The sequence below is a fragment of the Geminicoccus sp. genome (genome assembly GCF_036263595.1).
GTDB lineage: Bacteria > Pseudomonadota > Alphaproteobacteria > Geminicoccales > Geminicoccaceae > Geminicoccus.
The window spans coordinates 1-13,784 of record NZ_DATAGQ010000237.1 but is presented as its reverse complement, the minus strand read 5'-3'; the positions used below and the strand labels follow the sequence as shown (position 1 = coordinate 13,784).

Genomic DNA, 13,784 nt, shown 5'->3' with positions numbered 1-13,784 from the left:
CTGCTATGATAGCCGTCTGCGGCGCTGCCGGCGCGAACCAGGCGCGGCCGTGAAGGAGCCACGCGGCCGATGTCAAAGGCATCCCGCTCGGCGGCCAAGCGCAACGGCAGGGCCCGCCGGGATGGTTCGCCAGGCGCTCTTGAGCAATGGCGAGCCGACCGCCATGGTGGCCGACCAGAAGGTGATCCAGGCCCTTCCCCATGCCCCTTCGACCGCTCGCGTCCTTGGGCGAGACGGCGCTGCTCTGCCGCCGCCTCTTCCGCCAGCAGTACTTGGCGGACGAGCAGCTGCGGGCGCTTCAGGCTGCCAGGCTGCAAAGGCTGCCGGCGAGCGCCGAAGCGCATGTCCCCTTCTGGCGCGAGCGGCTGAAGGCCGCCGGAATGACGGCCGCCGACCTGCGGCAGCCGGGCGATTTGCGCCACCTGCCGCCCGTCACCAAGGCTGAACTCCAGGCCGCCGGCGAGGAGGCGCGGACCAGCCGGGGCTTTCCGCCCACCCAGCTCGACCGGACGCTGACCAGCGGTTCCTCCGGCCGTCCGTTCGTGATCGTCCGCGACCCGCATGTTCGCCGGGTCCGCCAGGCGACGTTCCTCCGCACGCTCTGGGCGGGCGGCTACCGCCCCGGCATGTCCATGCTCCTTGTCAGCAGCCGGCCGAAGACGAAGCGAGCGGGCTGGCTGCGCTGGCACCATGCCTCCAGCGAGGATCCGCCCGAAACGGTACTCGAGCTGTTCCAGGCGGTACGTCCGGACATCCTCTACGGGTTCACGACACCGCTCCGGCAACTGGCATCTCTCTGCACCAGGCTGGTAAGGCCGCACCGCCCAAAGGCGGTCTTCACGACGGCCGAGACGCTGGACGAGCCCACGCGGCGGCTGCTGGAAGGCAGCTTCGGCACGACACCGTTCGACATCTACGGGTCCACCGAGTGCGGCACGCTGGGCTATCAGTGCTCTTCCAGGGAAGGCTATCACCTGGCTGAGGACCTGGTGATCACGGAGTTCCTGCCGTCCGCGGTGACAGGCATGATGCGCCTGGTGACCACGCCCCTGGACCTGCTGGGCATGCCCCTGTTCCGCTACGACATTGGCGACGTGGTCGATCCGGGTCCGCTGCCGTCCTGTGCCTGCGGCCGCCGGTTCGCGCGGGTCCGCCGTTTCGAAGGGCGGCTGGTCGACTGCGTGCGGCGGGCGGACGGCAGCCTGCTGGCCCCGTTCCACCTGACCCTGGCGATCGAGCCGATCGAGGGGATCGCACGCTACCAGATCATCCAGGAGGCCATCGACCGGTTCGTCGTCCGGATCGAGCCGCACGGGCCGCACGACCCCATGCTGGAGCGCAAGGTGGAGGCGGCGATGCAACGCGTGCTCGGGGACAGCGCCGGTGTCGCCACCCGGTTCGAGGAAAGGCTGGAGCCGCCACCGGGGCAGAAGTTCCGCGTGGTCGAGAGCCGTCTCGGCCAGCCACCGGTGGCGACGTGATCGGCGGCTGGCTCCATTATGCGGCGGCACCCCTGGTGCTCTGGCGGCTGCCGGTGGCCCGCGTCACCGGGCGGACTGGCACGGGCGAACCCGGCAGCCTGCTGATCGCCGGCGCGAACGCGACCCTCCGCCTGCTGGCGATGCGGCTGCTACCATTGGATCGCCGCACCGAGCAGCTTGGCAGCCGACCCTGGCACGACCTCCTGCGCAGGGCCGACCAGGCTGAAACGGACCTGTCGATCCTGCGGCTTCCGTCGATGCTGGCCGACCTGTTCGATCGCCCTCCATATCTCGTGATGCCGGACGCGATCGGCTTCGAGGCAGGAATCGAGGCCATGGTACGGTCAAGCAAGTCGAAGTCCGTCTCGAGCAATCTGCGCCGCTCGCGGAAGAGCGGCCTGCGCGCCGAGATCACGCAAGGCGACCGCGACTTCGACAGCTTCTATCACAGCATGTACCAGCCCTACGCCGCCCAGCGGTTTGGCGAAGGTGCGCTCATCCGCACCCACGCCCAGCTGCATCGGCTGGCTCGCCGGGGCGAGATCGTCTGGCTGTCGATGCCGGGAGGTCCCAAGGTCGCGGGCGCACTGGTCAGGCGGAACCCTCCCGCCCTCGACGTGATCTCGATGGGCACCTCGCTGCTGCCTGACGAGGCGCGGCGGCTGGCCGTGGCACCGGCCATCTATGCCGCCTGTGCGGAACACGCCACCGCACTGGGCTTGGCCAGCCTGCGGCTTGGCGGGGCGATGCCCTGGCTGACCGACGGCGTGCTGCGCTTCAAGGTCAACTGGGGCGCGACGCTTTGTACCCTGCCGAACGTCCATCGTCGCAGCCTCGTGAGCTGGCACAGCCCCTCGCCGGTCGTCGACACGCTGTTCGCCCTGGCGCCGGTTCTGTGGAACGGGCGGCGCCACCGCGGGGTCGTGCTCGATGCCAGCCAGGCCACGACCCTCACGGTCCCCGGCCTGCCCGTGAACGTCGTTCCGGCAGGCGCGGCGGCGTCCAGCCAGGCCTTGCGCGCGGCCCTTAAGTGCGACTGACCCCCGCGTCACAGCCCGGCGAACAGCCGCCTCACGCCGTCCTCGACCATGGCCCTGCAGCGATCCACCGGTCCCGGATCGACCGGCCCTCCCCGCAGCGCCGCGTCCAGCAGATGGTCCAGCCGTTCGAGCCCATCGCCATGCACCAAGGACCGGACGTCGACGATCCGGTCGCCCATGCCGATCAGCTCGGCGAAGCCGGCGAACTTCGGGTTGTAGGACAGGCCAACCAGCGGCACCCCCATGCCGGCGGCGAGGATCAGCGGGTGCATCCGCCCGCCGAGAAAGGCCCGGCACCGCCCGGCACAGGCCTTGAGCAGCGCCGCATCGTCGATCCGCACGACCGCGGCATCGGCCCCGCGCCGCATCCTTGCCACGACCGTCCTGGCGAGCTGGTCGTCCGCCTCCGAGGCGGAACAATAGGTCGGGAGGAACAGGACGCGCAGGCCAAAGCACTCCACCTGCCGGTCGAGGAGATCGGCCAGGCGCTGGACCATCCGCTGCCCGTCCGGGCTATCTGGGGGTTGGGAATGCCCAGCCGGCGAGCCAGCTTGCGCGGCAGCAGGCGCGGCGCTGGCGGAAACCAGCGCCGGACGGACACGCCCAGCAGCGGGCGGCCGTCATCGCCCAGTCCCGCCGACACGAGGCAGGCCTTCGCCTGGTCGGGTCCAGCGGGTTCGAGACAGATCGCCGGGTCGGGCAGGAGGTGGACCGGGCGGTCGCACAGGAGCTGGGCCAGTTCATGTGCATGCCGGTCACGCACGCTCACATGGCACATGGCGCGGAACACCAGGCGCGCGGCCAGCCGGCTGGCCGGGTGATCCAGCGGGCCTACGCCCAGGGCGAATCCCGCCACCCGTGTTCCCACGGTCCGGGTGGCGAGGATGCGGGCGCACCAGTACGGCATCTTGACCAGGCTGTCGTCGTCCTGGAACAGCCCGCCGCCGCCCACCAGGACCAGGTCGGACTGGCGGAGGGCAACCAGCTGCCGCGCCCATCCGCGCGCGCCGGCGGCGATGGCGCAGACGCCAAGCGTCCGCTCGACCTGGGCGGCATGGCGCGTGACAATGGTGACCTGGGTGGAAGGGGCAAAAGCCCGGATGAGGGCGCAGGTGGCGGTGCGGATCGCCTGATCGCCGATATTGCCGTCGGCGTCGCCGACCAGGATGAGGACGCGGATGGTCCGGCCCTGATCGGCAGTGCCTGGCGCCGGTCCGGCCGGAACCGGCCTCGCCTTGACGTCGGCATCTAACATGTTAGGCTCTAGAAAAGCCATCTAAACGCTGGTCGGGAGCATCGATCGATCCTGCTGCCGGCGTGGCGTTGTCGGGGCGAGACGTTTGGCGATGTTCGCCGGAACAACCCTCTAAATCAACGGTCGCCCTGCGCCGGACCCGGAGCGGACGACGAAAGGAAGCGGCATTGTCCCCCCAGTACGACTTCATCGTGGTTGGTGGCGGTAGCTCCGGCTGTGTGACGGCCGGGCGGCTGGTGAAGGACCATGGGGCACGTGTGCTGCTGCTGGAGGCGGGCCCAAGCGACCGCAACCCGCTCGTCAACATGCCGGCCGGCTTCATCAAGCTGCTGGGCGTCGAGAAGTTCATGTGGTTCTACGAGACGGAGCGCCAGGAACGCCTGGGCAACCGGGCCCCGATCATCCCGCAGGGCCGGATCGTCGGCGGCGGCAGCTCCGTCAACGCGATGATCTATATCCGCGGCCAGGCGTCCGACTACGATCCCTGGGAAGAAAGCAGCGGCGGGGCCGGCTGGGCGTTTCGCAACGTGGTCGCCCACATGCGCCGCATGGAGGGTAACCAGCGCCTGCACAACGCCCTGCACGGCGTGTCCGGGCCGCTCAAGATCTCCGACCCGATCCATACCTGCGAGGCCAGCCGCGCCTTCGTGCGGGCGGCGCAGGCCGTGGGCATCCCCTACAGCGGCGACTTCAACGGTCCGCGCCAGACGGGGGTCGGCTACTACCAGACCACCACCTTCCAGGGCCGGCGCTGCTCGGCGGCCACGGCCTTCCTGGGCCCTGTCCGCGACGATCCGAAGCTGAAGCTGGAGACCCGCGTCGTCGTCACCAGGATCATGCTGGAGGGCAGCCGCGCCGTCGGAGTCGAGTACCTGCAGAATGGGCGCACGGTGCAGGCCCGGGCCGCACAGGAGGTCATCCTGTGCGCCGGTGCCATTGCGACGCCCAAGTTGATGATGCTCTCCGGCATCGGTCCGGAGGATGAGCTCAGGCGGCACGACATCACGGTCAAGCACCGGCTGGATGGCGTCGGCGGCAACTTCCAGGACCATCACGAGGTCCCGGTCATCGCGATGACCAACGGCGCCTATGGCTATCACGGCCAGGACGTCGGCATCGCCAAGTACCGCAACGGGCTGCAGTACCTCCTGTTCAAGTCGGGTCCCGTCGCCTCGAACGGCGTGGAAGCCGGCGGCTTTTTCAATCCGGAAGACATGGACGCCGATCCGACCATCCAGCTGTTCTGCGTGCCCGCCGTGTTCCTGGACAAGGACATCAAGGACATCCAGCCGGACCACGGCATCACCGTGAACTCCTGCCTGCTCCGGCCCAAGAGCCGCGGCCGGCTCACGCTGCGCTCGGCCGATCCGAAGGCGGCGCCGGTGATCGACCCGAACTATTTCGACCACCCTGACGACCTGCGCATCACGCTGGCATCGGTGAAGGTCGTCCGCGAGATGTTCGAGGCGTCGCCTTTGAAGGAGATGGTGAAGAAGGTCGTGTTCCCGTCGGACGAGCTGAAGACCGACGACGATCTGATCGGCCATTGCCGCCGCTTCGTGAAGACGGTCTACCATCCGGTCGGCACGACCAGGATGGGCCTGCCCAGCGACCCGCTGGCCGTCGTCGACCCGGATCTACGGGTGATCGGGATGGAGGGGCTGCGGGTGTTCGACGCCTCGATGATGCCGACCATCATCAGCGGCAACACCAACACGACGGTGCTGGCGGTGGCCGACAAGGGCGTGGCGCACATGATGAAGGAGCAGCTTCCAGCGCCCATCGACCTGCCCAACCACCCGATGGCCGCCTGAGGCGTCGGACATGGTCGCCGCCGAGGTCACGCCCATCGACCGGCCCGAGCAGCTCACCGACCTGGTCCTGGCGCGCTTGCGGCAGGACATCGTCGAGGGGACATTCGAGCTGGGCGAGCGCCTGTCCGAGCAGCAGCTCTCGACCCGCTACCGCGTGACCAAGGCGCCGATCCGCTCAGCCTGCATCCGGCTGCAGGGTGAAGGGCTGCTCAAGATCGTGCCGCAGCGGGGCATCTTCGTCTTCGATCCGACGGCCGCCGAGGTGCGCGCCTTGTGCGAGCTGCGCGCGGCCCTGGAGCTGGAAGCCGTGGCCCTGGCGCTGGAGCGCAACCGCCAGGACCTGGCCCGCGACCTGCAGGCGGTGATCGAACTGATGCGTCCGTTCGCGCTCGATCCGGCAACCGTGGCGGATTTGGGCTACCAGCGGCTGGATTCCGCCTTCCACCTGGCGATCCTGCAGGCAGCCTCGAGCCCGATGCTGATGGATGCCTATCGCACCACGGTCGACTGGCGCTTCTCCGCCTTAAGGACCCGCCTCGCCCGCCAGCGCGCCCATGCCGAGAACTCGTTCCGCGAGCATCTGGACATCCAGGCCGCCGTGGCGGGTGGCGACCTGCCGGCACTGCAGGGCCTGCTTCGCCGCCACATCGACAATACCGACCGCTACTATGCCCGGCTTCTCCAAGCCCGCGCCGCTGCGGCCGAACCCGCCGCCTGAGGAGATCTCGATGAGCAGTTTCTATGCCGACATGAAGGGCTCCACCCACCCGCTGGCACCGCCGGAGATCGCGGTGAAGGCGATCCCCGACGATGAGCGGGTCTGGGTCCCGCAGGCGCCGGATGTCTGGTTCCGCCCGCTCATGCTCAACACCCTGGCCGGCCAGTGGTGCAACCTGCTCCGCGTGCGCAAGTCCGGCATCCTGTCCCGCCACCTCCACCCGAACCCGGTCCACGGCTTCGTGCTCAAGGGCCGTTGGAAATATTTGGAGCATGACTGGGTCGCGGAGACCGGCTCCTACGTGTTCGAGCCGCCGGGCGAGATCCACACGCTCTGGGTGCCCGAGGACACCGAGGAGATGATCACCTTCTTCAACATTACCGGTTGCATGTACTACATGAACGAGCGCGACGAGCATGTCGGCTTCGAGGACGTGTTCAAGAAGATCGACATGTGCCGTCGCCACTACGCCGCGTGCGGCCTCGGCGCCGACTACCTGGACCAGTTCATCCGATGAGCGAGACCTTCCGCCCGGACCTGTTCGACGGCTGCCACGTGCTGGTCACCGGCGGCACGTCCGGGATCGGCAAGGCGATCGCGCGCGCCTTCCTCCGGCACGGCGCCACCGTCACCGCGACCGGCGCGGTACATGCCGAGGTGGAGGCGGCGGGCGCGGACCTGCCGGGTGCGGCCCGCCATGTCCTGGACGTGCGTGACGGGAACGCCATCGCCGGTCTGGTGGACGGCCTGTCCCGCCTCGACGTGCTGGTGAACTGCGCCGGCGTCATCCGCCGCCATGCCGAGCTGGAACCGGACGTCTTCGCTGAAGTGATCGACATCAACCTGACCGGCACGATGCGGATGTGCGACGCGGTCCGCTCGCTGCTGGCCGCCAGCGGCGGCTGCATCGTCAACACCGCGTCGATGCTGAGCTTCTTCGGTGGCGGTCTGGTGCCCGGGTATTCTGCCTCCAAGGGCGGTGTCGCGCAGCTCACCAAGTCGCTCGCCATCGCCTACGCTGCCGAGGGGATCCGGGTGAACGCCATCGCTCCCGGCTGGATCGAGACCCCGCTCACCAGCGGCATCCAGGACGACCCCACGCGCTACCAGGCGATCCGCGACCGGACGGCGCTCAAGCGCTGGGGCACACCTGCCGACCTTTCCGGCGCAGTGCTGTTCCTGGCTTCCCCGGCCGCCGCCTACGTCACCGCCACCATCCTCCCGGTGGACGGCGGCTATCTGGCTGTCTGACCATCCGGAAACCATATCCCAGCGGTCCGATGCGCGGAGCACCTCCATTGTCGAATTCGGGTCGCTACATCCACGCCGCCCACTGGGGCGCCTTCTACGCCGTGGTCGAGGATGGCCGCTTCGTCCGCGCCGAGCCGTTCGATGGCGACCCCACCCCCTCGCCCATCATCACCAGCATGCCGGAGGCCATCCAGGGCCCGGCCCGCGTCCGCCATCCGATGGTCCGCAAGGCCTGGCTGGAGCGCCGCGACCGCGAGGAGCGCGGCACCGGCCCGTTCGTCCAGGTGAGCTGGGACGAGGCGCTCGACCTGGTGGCCGGCGAATTGCAGCGGGTGCGTGCCGAGCACGGTCCGGCTTCGGTCTATTCCGGCTCCTATGGCTGGTCGTCCGCCGGGCGCTTCCACCACGCCAAGTCGCAGCTCCAGCGCTTCATGAACCTGACGGGAGGCTCCACCGTCAGCATCCAGAACTACAGCTACGCCGCCGCCATCACCATCCTCCCGCACGTCATAGGCACGCTCGCCCCGGTCGGCGGGCCGGTGTCCAGCTGGGACGGCATCGCGGAGCACACCCAGCTGATGATCTGCTTCGGCGGCCTGCCGCTGAAGAACGCACAGGTCGAACCGGGCGGCATCGGCCATCATACCACAGAGACCTGGATCCGCCGCTGCAAGGACGCCGGCACTAGCTTCGTCAACCTAGGCCCGAACCGTGCCGACCTGCCGCCCTGGCTAGATGCCCATTGGATCCCCGTCCGCCCGAATACCGACACGGCCCTGATCCTGGCGCTGTGCCATGTCCTGCTGGCGGAGAAGCTGCACGACCAAGTCTTCCTGGACCGCTACTGCGCCGGCTTCGACCGCTTTTCCGCCTATCTGGAAGGCCGCACCGACGGCACCCCGAAGACGCCGGAATGGGCGGAGCCGATCACCGGCGTGCCGGCCGACCGGATCCGCGACCTCGCCCGGCGCATGGCCGGGTGCCGGACCATGATCAACCTCGCCTGGGGCCTCCAGCGCGCCGACCATGGCGAGCAGCCCTACTGGGCCGCCATCGCACTGGCGTCGATGCTGGGCCAGATCGGCCTGCCCGGCGGCGGCTTCGCCTTTGGCTACAGCGCCATGGGCGGCAATGGCAGCAAGTGGCCGAAACTCGCCAACCCCACCCATTCGCAGGGCCTGAACCCGATCGACAGCTGGATCCCGCTCGCCCGCATCGCCGACATGCTGCTCCATCCGGGCGGGACCTACAGCTATGACGGGGACACCCGCACCTATCCCGATGTCAGGCTGGTCTACTGGTGCGGCGGCAACCCGTTCCACCACCACCAGGACCTGAACCGGCTGGTCCGCGCCTTCCGCCGCCCCGACACGGTGGTGGTGAACGAGATCTTCTGGACGGCCACGGCCAGGCATGCCGACATCGTCCTGCCCGCTTCCAGCACGCTGGAGCGCAACGACCTCGGCACGTCCCGCCAGGACGACTTCCTGATCGCCATGAAGAAGGCGATCGGACCGGTGGGCGAAGCCCGCTCCGACTTCGAGATCTTCGAGGGCCTTGCCGAGCGCGCCGGTATCGCCCGGGCCTTCACCGAAGGCCGCTCCGAGATGGAATGGCTGCGCCACCTCTACGAGCGCGCCTACAAGCCCGGCAGCAACGCCTTTCCCGACTTCGACACGTTCTGGGCGCAGGGCTGGCTGCGCAAGCCTGTCCCCGACGAGCCCCACACGCTGTTTGCCGAATTCCGTGCCGATCCGGCGGGCCACCGGCTGCGCACGCCCTCCGGCCGCATCGAGCTCTATTCGGAGAAGATCGCCGGCTTCGGCTATGCCGACTGTCCCGGCCACCCGACCTGGATCCCTCCAGCCGAATGGGCCGGCAGCGCCAAGGCGGCCGAGTTCCCGATCCACCTCCTCTCGCCCCAGCCGGCCAGCCGCCTCCACTCCCAGCTCGACGGCGCCGGGGTCAGCCGGATGAGCAAGATCCAGGGCCGCGAGCCCGTCCGCCTCGCCCGTGCCGACGCCGAAGCGCGTGGCCTGGGAGACGGCGACATGGTGCGGATCTGGAACGACCGCGGCGCGCTTCTGGCCGGCGTGATCGTCTCGGACGACCTCATCCCGGGCGTGGCGCAGCTCGCCACGGGCGCCTGGTACGACCCCGACGCCCCCTTCGGCCTGGAGCGACGCGGCAACCCCAACGTGCTGAGCCTGGACAAGGGCGCGTCCAGCCTGAGCCAGGCACCCAGCGCCCAGAGCTGCCTCGTCCAGATCGAGCGCTGGACTGCCGAGCTGCCCGCCATCGGCGCGGACGTGCCGCCGACGGATCCGGTGGCTCCGCTCAGGTAGGCGGCTGCCGAGTGATCCTGACCAGGCTCATGTCGTAGCCCAGCTCCCGTGCGCGCTGCAGGTGCTGGTCGAGCACCGCCTGCCCGGGCGTCGGGTCGCGGCTGAGGATCCAGAAGAACCTGCCCTCGGGCTCGCCCACGATCGCCCATTCATAGTCCTGGCTGCGGTCGAGCACCCAGTAGTCGCCATAGAACGGCCAGAAGAACGACACCTTCAGCTTCGCCCCGTTCGAATCCGGCACGACCGTGGCATGACCGTCCGCAGCGCTGGCCTCGCCGCCGGGCGAGCCTTCGCGGCAGGTGTTCACGACGTCGACCGTCCCGTCCGGCCGCAGGCTGTAGTCAGCGGTGACGCCTTCACAGCCGCGCTCGAACCTGTTCTCGTAGCGCGCCAGCTCGTACCAGCGCCCCATGTAGCGCTCGAGTTCGACCGGCTTGGCCGGCTCGGGCACGGCCCGGTTGCCGACGGGTCCGGCCGCACAGCCAGCCAGCAGCATTGCAGCGACAGCCAAGGCCAGCGTGCCGGCACGGTTGAAGATCGTCATGACCTCGGTCGATCGAACGGCATGGGGATGCGCTCCTGCAGGGCCGTGCCCACCTGTGTTCATGATCTACGCGGCAGGTGAGGAATTGGAGCCCTTGTATGGCAAAGAAACTGCGCCTCGGCGCCTTCATGCGGCCGATCAGCATCCATACCGCGGCCTGGCGCTATCCCGGCGCCTATCCTGACGCCAACTTCAACCTGCAGCACATCGTCCGGTTCGCCCAGACCCTGGAGCGCGGCCGGTTCGACGCCTTCTTCATGGCCGACCACCTGGCGGTCCTGAACATGCCGATGGAGGCGCTAAAGCGCAGCGCCACGGTGACATCCTTCGAGCCGCTGACCCTGCTCTCCGCCCTGGCCATGGTGACGGAGCGTCTGGGCCTGATCGCCACGGCCTCGACCACCTACAACGAGCCCTTCCACGTCGCCCGCAGGTTCGCCTCGCTCGACCATCTGAGCGGCGGCCGGGCCGGCTGGAACCTCGTCACGTCAGGCAACCCGCACGAAGCCATGAACTTCGGCCTGGAAGAGCATGTCGAGCATGCCGCCCGCTACCGGCGTGCCCGCGAGTTCTTCGACGTGGTGACCGGGCTTTGGGACAGCTGGGCGGACGACGCCTTCATCCGCGACGTGGAGAGCGGCGTCTTCTTCGTGCCTGAGCGGCTTCATGTGCTGGGCCATCAGGGCGAGCATTTCAGGGTGAAGGGCCCGCTCAACATCGCCCGCCCGGTCCAGGGCTGGCCGGTAATCGTGCAGGCGGGCTCGTCGGAAGCCGGCCGGCAGATCGCCGCGGAAACAGCCGAGATGGTGTTTGGCAGCTCCAACAATCTGCCGGACGCGCAGCGCTTCTACGCCGACGTGAAGGGCCGGATGAAGGCCGTGGGCCGGGATCCGGATCACCTGAAGATCCTGCCTGGTGCCTTCATCGTGGTGGGCGACACGGTCGACGAGGCCCGGGCCAGGAAGCGGCACCTGGATTCGCTGGTCGACGCGAGCAGCGCCTTGGCCTCGCTCTCGGTCCAGCTCGGCACCGATGCGTCCAGATTCGACCTGGACGGCCCGCTGCCCGACATTCCGGAAAGCAATGCCAGCAAGAGCGCCCGGCAGAAGCTGATCGACTTGGCAGCGCGCGAGAAGATGACCGTGCGTGAGCTGGCCCAGTATGTCGGCGGCAGCTACGGCACGCTGGAGATGATCGGCACGCCGACGACGATCGCGGACCAGATGGAGGAGTGGCTGCACACCGACGGATGTGACGGCTTCAACGTCATGTTCCCCTACCTGCCGGCCGGCCTCGACGATGTCGTGGGCCGCGTGGTGCCGGAGCTGCAGCGCCGGGGCCTGTTCCGCACCGAGTACGAGGGGACGACTCTGCGGGAGAACCTGGGGCTGCCCAGGCCGTCCAACCGCTTCTTCGAGCGCCCGGCTGGCTGATCCCCTGCGCCTGCGCCCTTGCAAGGTGTCGCCTCCAGGAGGCATGTCCTCCGTCGCGCCAGCTGAGGGAGAGACGCGTTGGCCACCAGCCGCCGGGCCAGTCCGGTCACCGTCGAGACCATGCTCTCGGACGCGGGCATCGGCCCGTTCCAGCACCGGCTGCTCGCCATCTTCGGGCTGGTCTGGGCCGCGGACGCCATGCAGGTCCTGGCCGTCGGCTTCACGGCCCCCTCGATTGCCGCCACCTTCGGCCTGACCCTGCCGCAGGCGCTGCAGACCGGGACTCTGTTCTTCCTGGGCATGCTCGTGGGGGCGGCGGTGTTCGGCCGGCTGGCCGACCGCTACGGCCGCCGGCGCATCCTGCTCATCACCGTCGCCATCGACGCCGTGTTCGGCTTCCTGTCCGCCTTCGCGCCCAACGTCGAGATCCTGCTGGCCTGCCGGTTCCTGACCGGGCTTGCCGTGGGCGGCACGCTGCCGGTGGACTACGCGATGATGGCCGAGTTCCTGCCGGCTAGGCAGCGCGGCCGCTGGCTGGTCATGCTGGAAGGCTTCTGGGCCGTGGGCACGGTCGCCGTGGCCCTTTCCGCATGGGCGGTGGCCTCGAGCGGCGTCGCGGACGCCTGGCGCTGGATCTTCGTGTGCACGGCAGCCCCGGCCCTGATCGGGATCTGGCTGCGCCTCTGGGTCCCCGAATCGCCGTTGTTCCTGTTGAAGAGCGGCCGCAGCGACGAGGCGCACCGGGTCCTGGACAGGGTGCTGCGGGCGAACGGCCGGTCCACCGATCCGGCCTCGGTCCTGACCAACCCGACTAGTCCCGGCCGCGAGAGCGGCAGCATCTTCAAGCCGCCCATCCGTCGCCGCACCATTCTCATTCTGACCGTCTGGCTGCTCGTGTCGGCCGCCTATTACGGCGTGTTCGTCTGGCTGCCAGGCCAGCTCGCCAATGAAGGACTGGGCTGGGTCCGCGGCTATGCATTCCTCGTCCTGGTGGCGCTGGCCCAGATCCCGGGCTACGCGCTGGCCGCCTGGGGCGTGGAGCGCTGGGGTCGCCGGCCCACCCTGATCGCCTTCCTCGTGCTGAGTGCGCTCGGCTGCTTCCTGTTCACCGCCGCGACCGAGCCCAACCTGGTCGCCGGGGCCATCCTTCTGATGAGCTTCGCGCTGCTCGGCACCTGGGGCGCCCTCTACGCCTTCACCCCGGAACTTTATCCGACCATGGCACGTGCGACGGGGATGGGTGCCGCCGGCGCCATGGCGCGCTTCGGCGGCCTGCTGGCACCCACCGCGATGGCGCCGATCATGGCGGTCAGCTTCAATGCCGCGATCGGCCTGTTCGCCGTCCTCCTGCTGCTCGCCGTCGTCGCGACCTGGGCGATCGACGTCGAGACCCGGAGCGTGCCGCTGGACTGACAGCGGCACGCGAGCCGGACGGTCAGATCGTGAGCGTACCGCCCTTGGCCGCGGCGTAGCGCTCGGCCACCCTGGTCCAGTCGACGACGTTCCACCACGCCTCCAGATAGGCCGGGCGCCGGTTCTGGTAGGTCAGGTAGTAGGCGTGCTCCCAAACGTCGTTGCCGAACAGGACCAGTTGCCCGTCCATGATCGGCGTATCCTGGTTCGGCCGCGTCGTGAGCGCCAGGGCCCCTTCGCGGGTGACGGTGACGAACACCCAGCCCGACCCGAAGACCTTGCCGCCGGCGGTGTTGAAGTCGCTTTTCAGCTTCTCCAGCCCGCCAAGATCCCGCTCGATCGCCGCCGCAAGCTCGCCGTCCGGCGCACCGCCGCTGCCGCCCATCACCTGCCAGAACATGGTGTGGTTGGCATGGCCGCCGCCATTGTTGCGCACGGCCGTGCGGATGTCGTCGGGCAGGCTGCCGAGATCGGCCAGCAGCTCCGGCAG

The 13,784-nt window shown here is 69.0% G+C and carries 12 protein-coding genes and 1 pseudogene; 9 read left to right on the top strand and 4 right to left on the bottom strand.

Going from position 1 to position 13,784, the window contains the following annotated elements:
* Window positions 1-200 precede the first annotated feature (200 nt).
* Both VHL31_RS25695 and VHL31_RS25690 read left to right on the top strand, forming a co-directional pair.
* Complete coding sequence (locus tag VHL31_RS25695; RefSeq protein ID WP_329664100.1) at window positions 201-1,481, top strand: hypothetical protein; 1,281 nt, start codon at window positions 201-203, stop codon at window positions 1,479-1,481.
* Entirely contained in the window at window positions 1,478-2,521 is a 1,044-nt protein-coding gene (locus VHL31_RS25690; protein ID WP_329664099.1) for a hypothetical protein, read from the top strand. Before VHL31_RS25695 ends, VHL31_RS25690 begins: the two co-directional genes overlap by 4 nt.
* Before the next feature lie 8 nt (window positions 2,522-2,529).
* Here the strand turns inward: VHL31_RS25690 and VHL31_RS25685 are convergent, their stop codons facing one another.
* On the bottom strand, window positions 2,530-3,108 hold the full coding sequence (locus VHL31_RS25685; protein ID WP_329664101.1) for a polysaccharide pyruvyl transferase family protein: 579 nt from the start codon (window positions 3,106-3,108) through the stop codon (window positions 2,530-2,532).
* A gap of 128 nt (window positions 3,109-3,236) precedes the next feature.
* Window positions 3,237-3,776: pseudogene (locus VHL31_RS27140) on the bottom strand (polysaccharide pyruvyl transferase family protein); the annotation flags it as partial.
* A gap of 167 nt (window positions 3,777-3,943) precedes the next feature.
* Between VHL31_RS27140 and VHL31_RS25675 the strand changes: the two are divergent.
* The 5 genes from VHL31_RS25675 to VHL31_RS25655 are packed head-to-tail and all read left to right on the top strand — an operon-like array spanning window position 3,944 to window position 9,904.
* Complete coding sequence (locus VHL31_RS25675; RefSeq protein ID WP_329664097.1) at window positions 3,944-5,590, top strand: GMC family oxidoreductase; 1,647 nt, start codon at window positions 3,944-3,946, stop codon at window positions 5,588-5,590.
* Between the two features lie 10 nt (window positions 5,591-5,600).
* The gene (locus VHL31_RS25670; RefSeq protein WP_329664096.1) at window positions 5,601-6,308 is read left to right on the top strand and encodes a GntR family transcriptional regulator; all 708 of its coding nucleotides are present in this window, start codon (window positions 5,601-5,603) and stop codon (window positions 6,306-6,308) included.
* 10 nt (window positions 6,309-6,318) lie between these two features.
* Window positions 6,319-6,825, top strand: coding sequence for a 2,4'-dihydroxyacetophenone dioxygenase family protein (locus VHL31_RS25665; RefSeq protein ID WP_329664095.1), 507 nt, complete (start codon window positions 6,319-6,321; stop codon window positions 6,823-6,825).
* A complete protein-coding gene (locus VHL31_RS25660) occupies window positions 6,822-7,559 on the top strand; it encodes an SDR family NAD(P)-dependent oxidoreductase (protein WP_329664094.1) in 738 nt (245 codons plus the stop codon). The genes VHL31_RS25665 and VHL31_RS25660 overlap by 4 nt, the downstream gene beginning before the upstream one ends.
* A 47-nt stretch (window positions 7,560-7,606) precedes the next feature.
* On the top strand, window positions 7,607-9,904 hold the full coding sequence (locus VHL31_RS25655) for a molybdopterin-dependent oxidoreductase (protein ID WP_329664093.1): 2,298 nt from the start codon (window positions 7,607-7,609) through the stop codon (window positions 9,902-9,904).
* Here the strand turns inward: VHL31_RS25655 and VHL31_RS25650 are convergent.
* A complete protein-coding gene (locus VHL31_RS25650; RefSeq protein WP_329664092.1) occupies window positions 9,897-10,448 on the bottom strand; it encodes a lipocalin family protein in 552 nt (183 codons plus the stop codon). The genes VHL31_RS25655 and VHL31_RS25650 overlap by 8 nt on opposite strands.
* Window positions 10,449-10,546: 98 nt before the next feature.
* Here VHL31_RS25650 and VHL31_RS25645 point away from each other — a divergent pair, with 98 nt between their 5' ends.
* Window positions 10,547-11,881, top strand: a complete 1,335-nt coding sequence (locus VHL31_RS25645) for an LLM class flavin-dependent oxidoreductase (protein ID WP_329664091.1) — start codon at window positions 10,547-10,549, stop codon at window positions 11,879-11,881.
* 120 nt (window positions 11,882-12,001) lie between these two features.
* A complete protein-coding gene (locus VHL31_RS25640; RefSeq protein WP_349262555.1) occupies window positions 12,002-13,294 on the top strand; it encodes an MFS transporter in 1,293 nt (430 codons plus the stop codon).
* A 22-nt stretch (window positions 13,295-13,316) separates the two neighbouring features.
* On the opposite strand, the gene VHL31_RS25635 is transcribed toward VHL31_RS25640, so the two are convergent.
* Window positions 13,317-13,784 (bottom strand): superoxide dismutase (locus VHL31_RS25635; protein WP_329664089.1); only part of this gene is annotated, 468 nt, incomplete at its 5' end.

What these genes read in the sequence shown, in the direction of transcription:
- VHL31_RS25695 (WP_329664100.1), top strand. Translation starts at nt 201, where the DNA reads ATGCCCCTTCGACCGCTCGCGTCCTTGGGCGAGACGGCGCTGCTCTGC.
- VHL31_RS25670 (WP_329664096.1), top strand. Translation starts at nt 5,601, where the DNA reads ATGGTCGCCGCCGAGGTCACGCCCATCGACCGGCCCGAGCAGCTCACC.
- VHL31_RS25665 (WP_329664095.1), top strand. Translation starts at nt 6,319, where the DNA reads ATGAGCAGTTTCTATGCCGACATGAAGGGCTCCACCCACCCGCTGGCA.
- VHL31_RS25660 (WP_329664094.1), top strand. Translation starts at nt 6,822, where the DNA reads ATGAGCGAGACCTTCCGCCCGGACCTGTTCGACGGCTGCCACGTGCTG.
- VHL31_RS25650 (WP_329664092.1), bottom strand. Translation starts at nt 10,448, where the DNA reads ATGACGATCTTCAACCGTGCCGGCACGCTGGCCTTGGCTGTCGCTGCA.
- VHL31_RS25645 (WP_329664091.1), top strand. Translation starts at nt 10,547, where the DNA reads ATGGCAAAGAAACTGCGCCTCGGCGCCTTCATGCGGCCGATCAGCATC.
- VHL31_RS25640 (WP_349262555.1), top strand. Translation starts at nt 12,002, where the DNA reads ATGCTCTCGGACGCGGGCATCGGCCCGTTCCAGCACCGGCTGCTCGCC.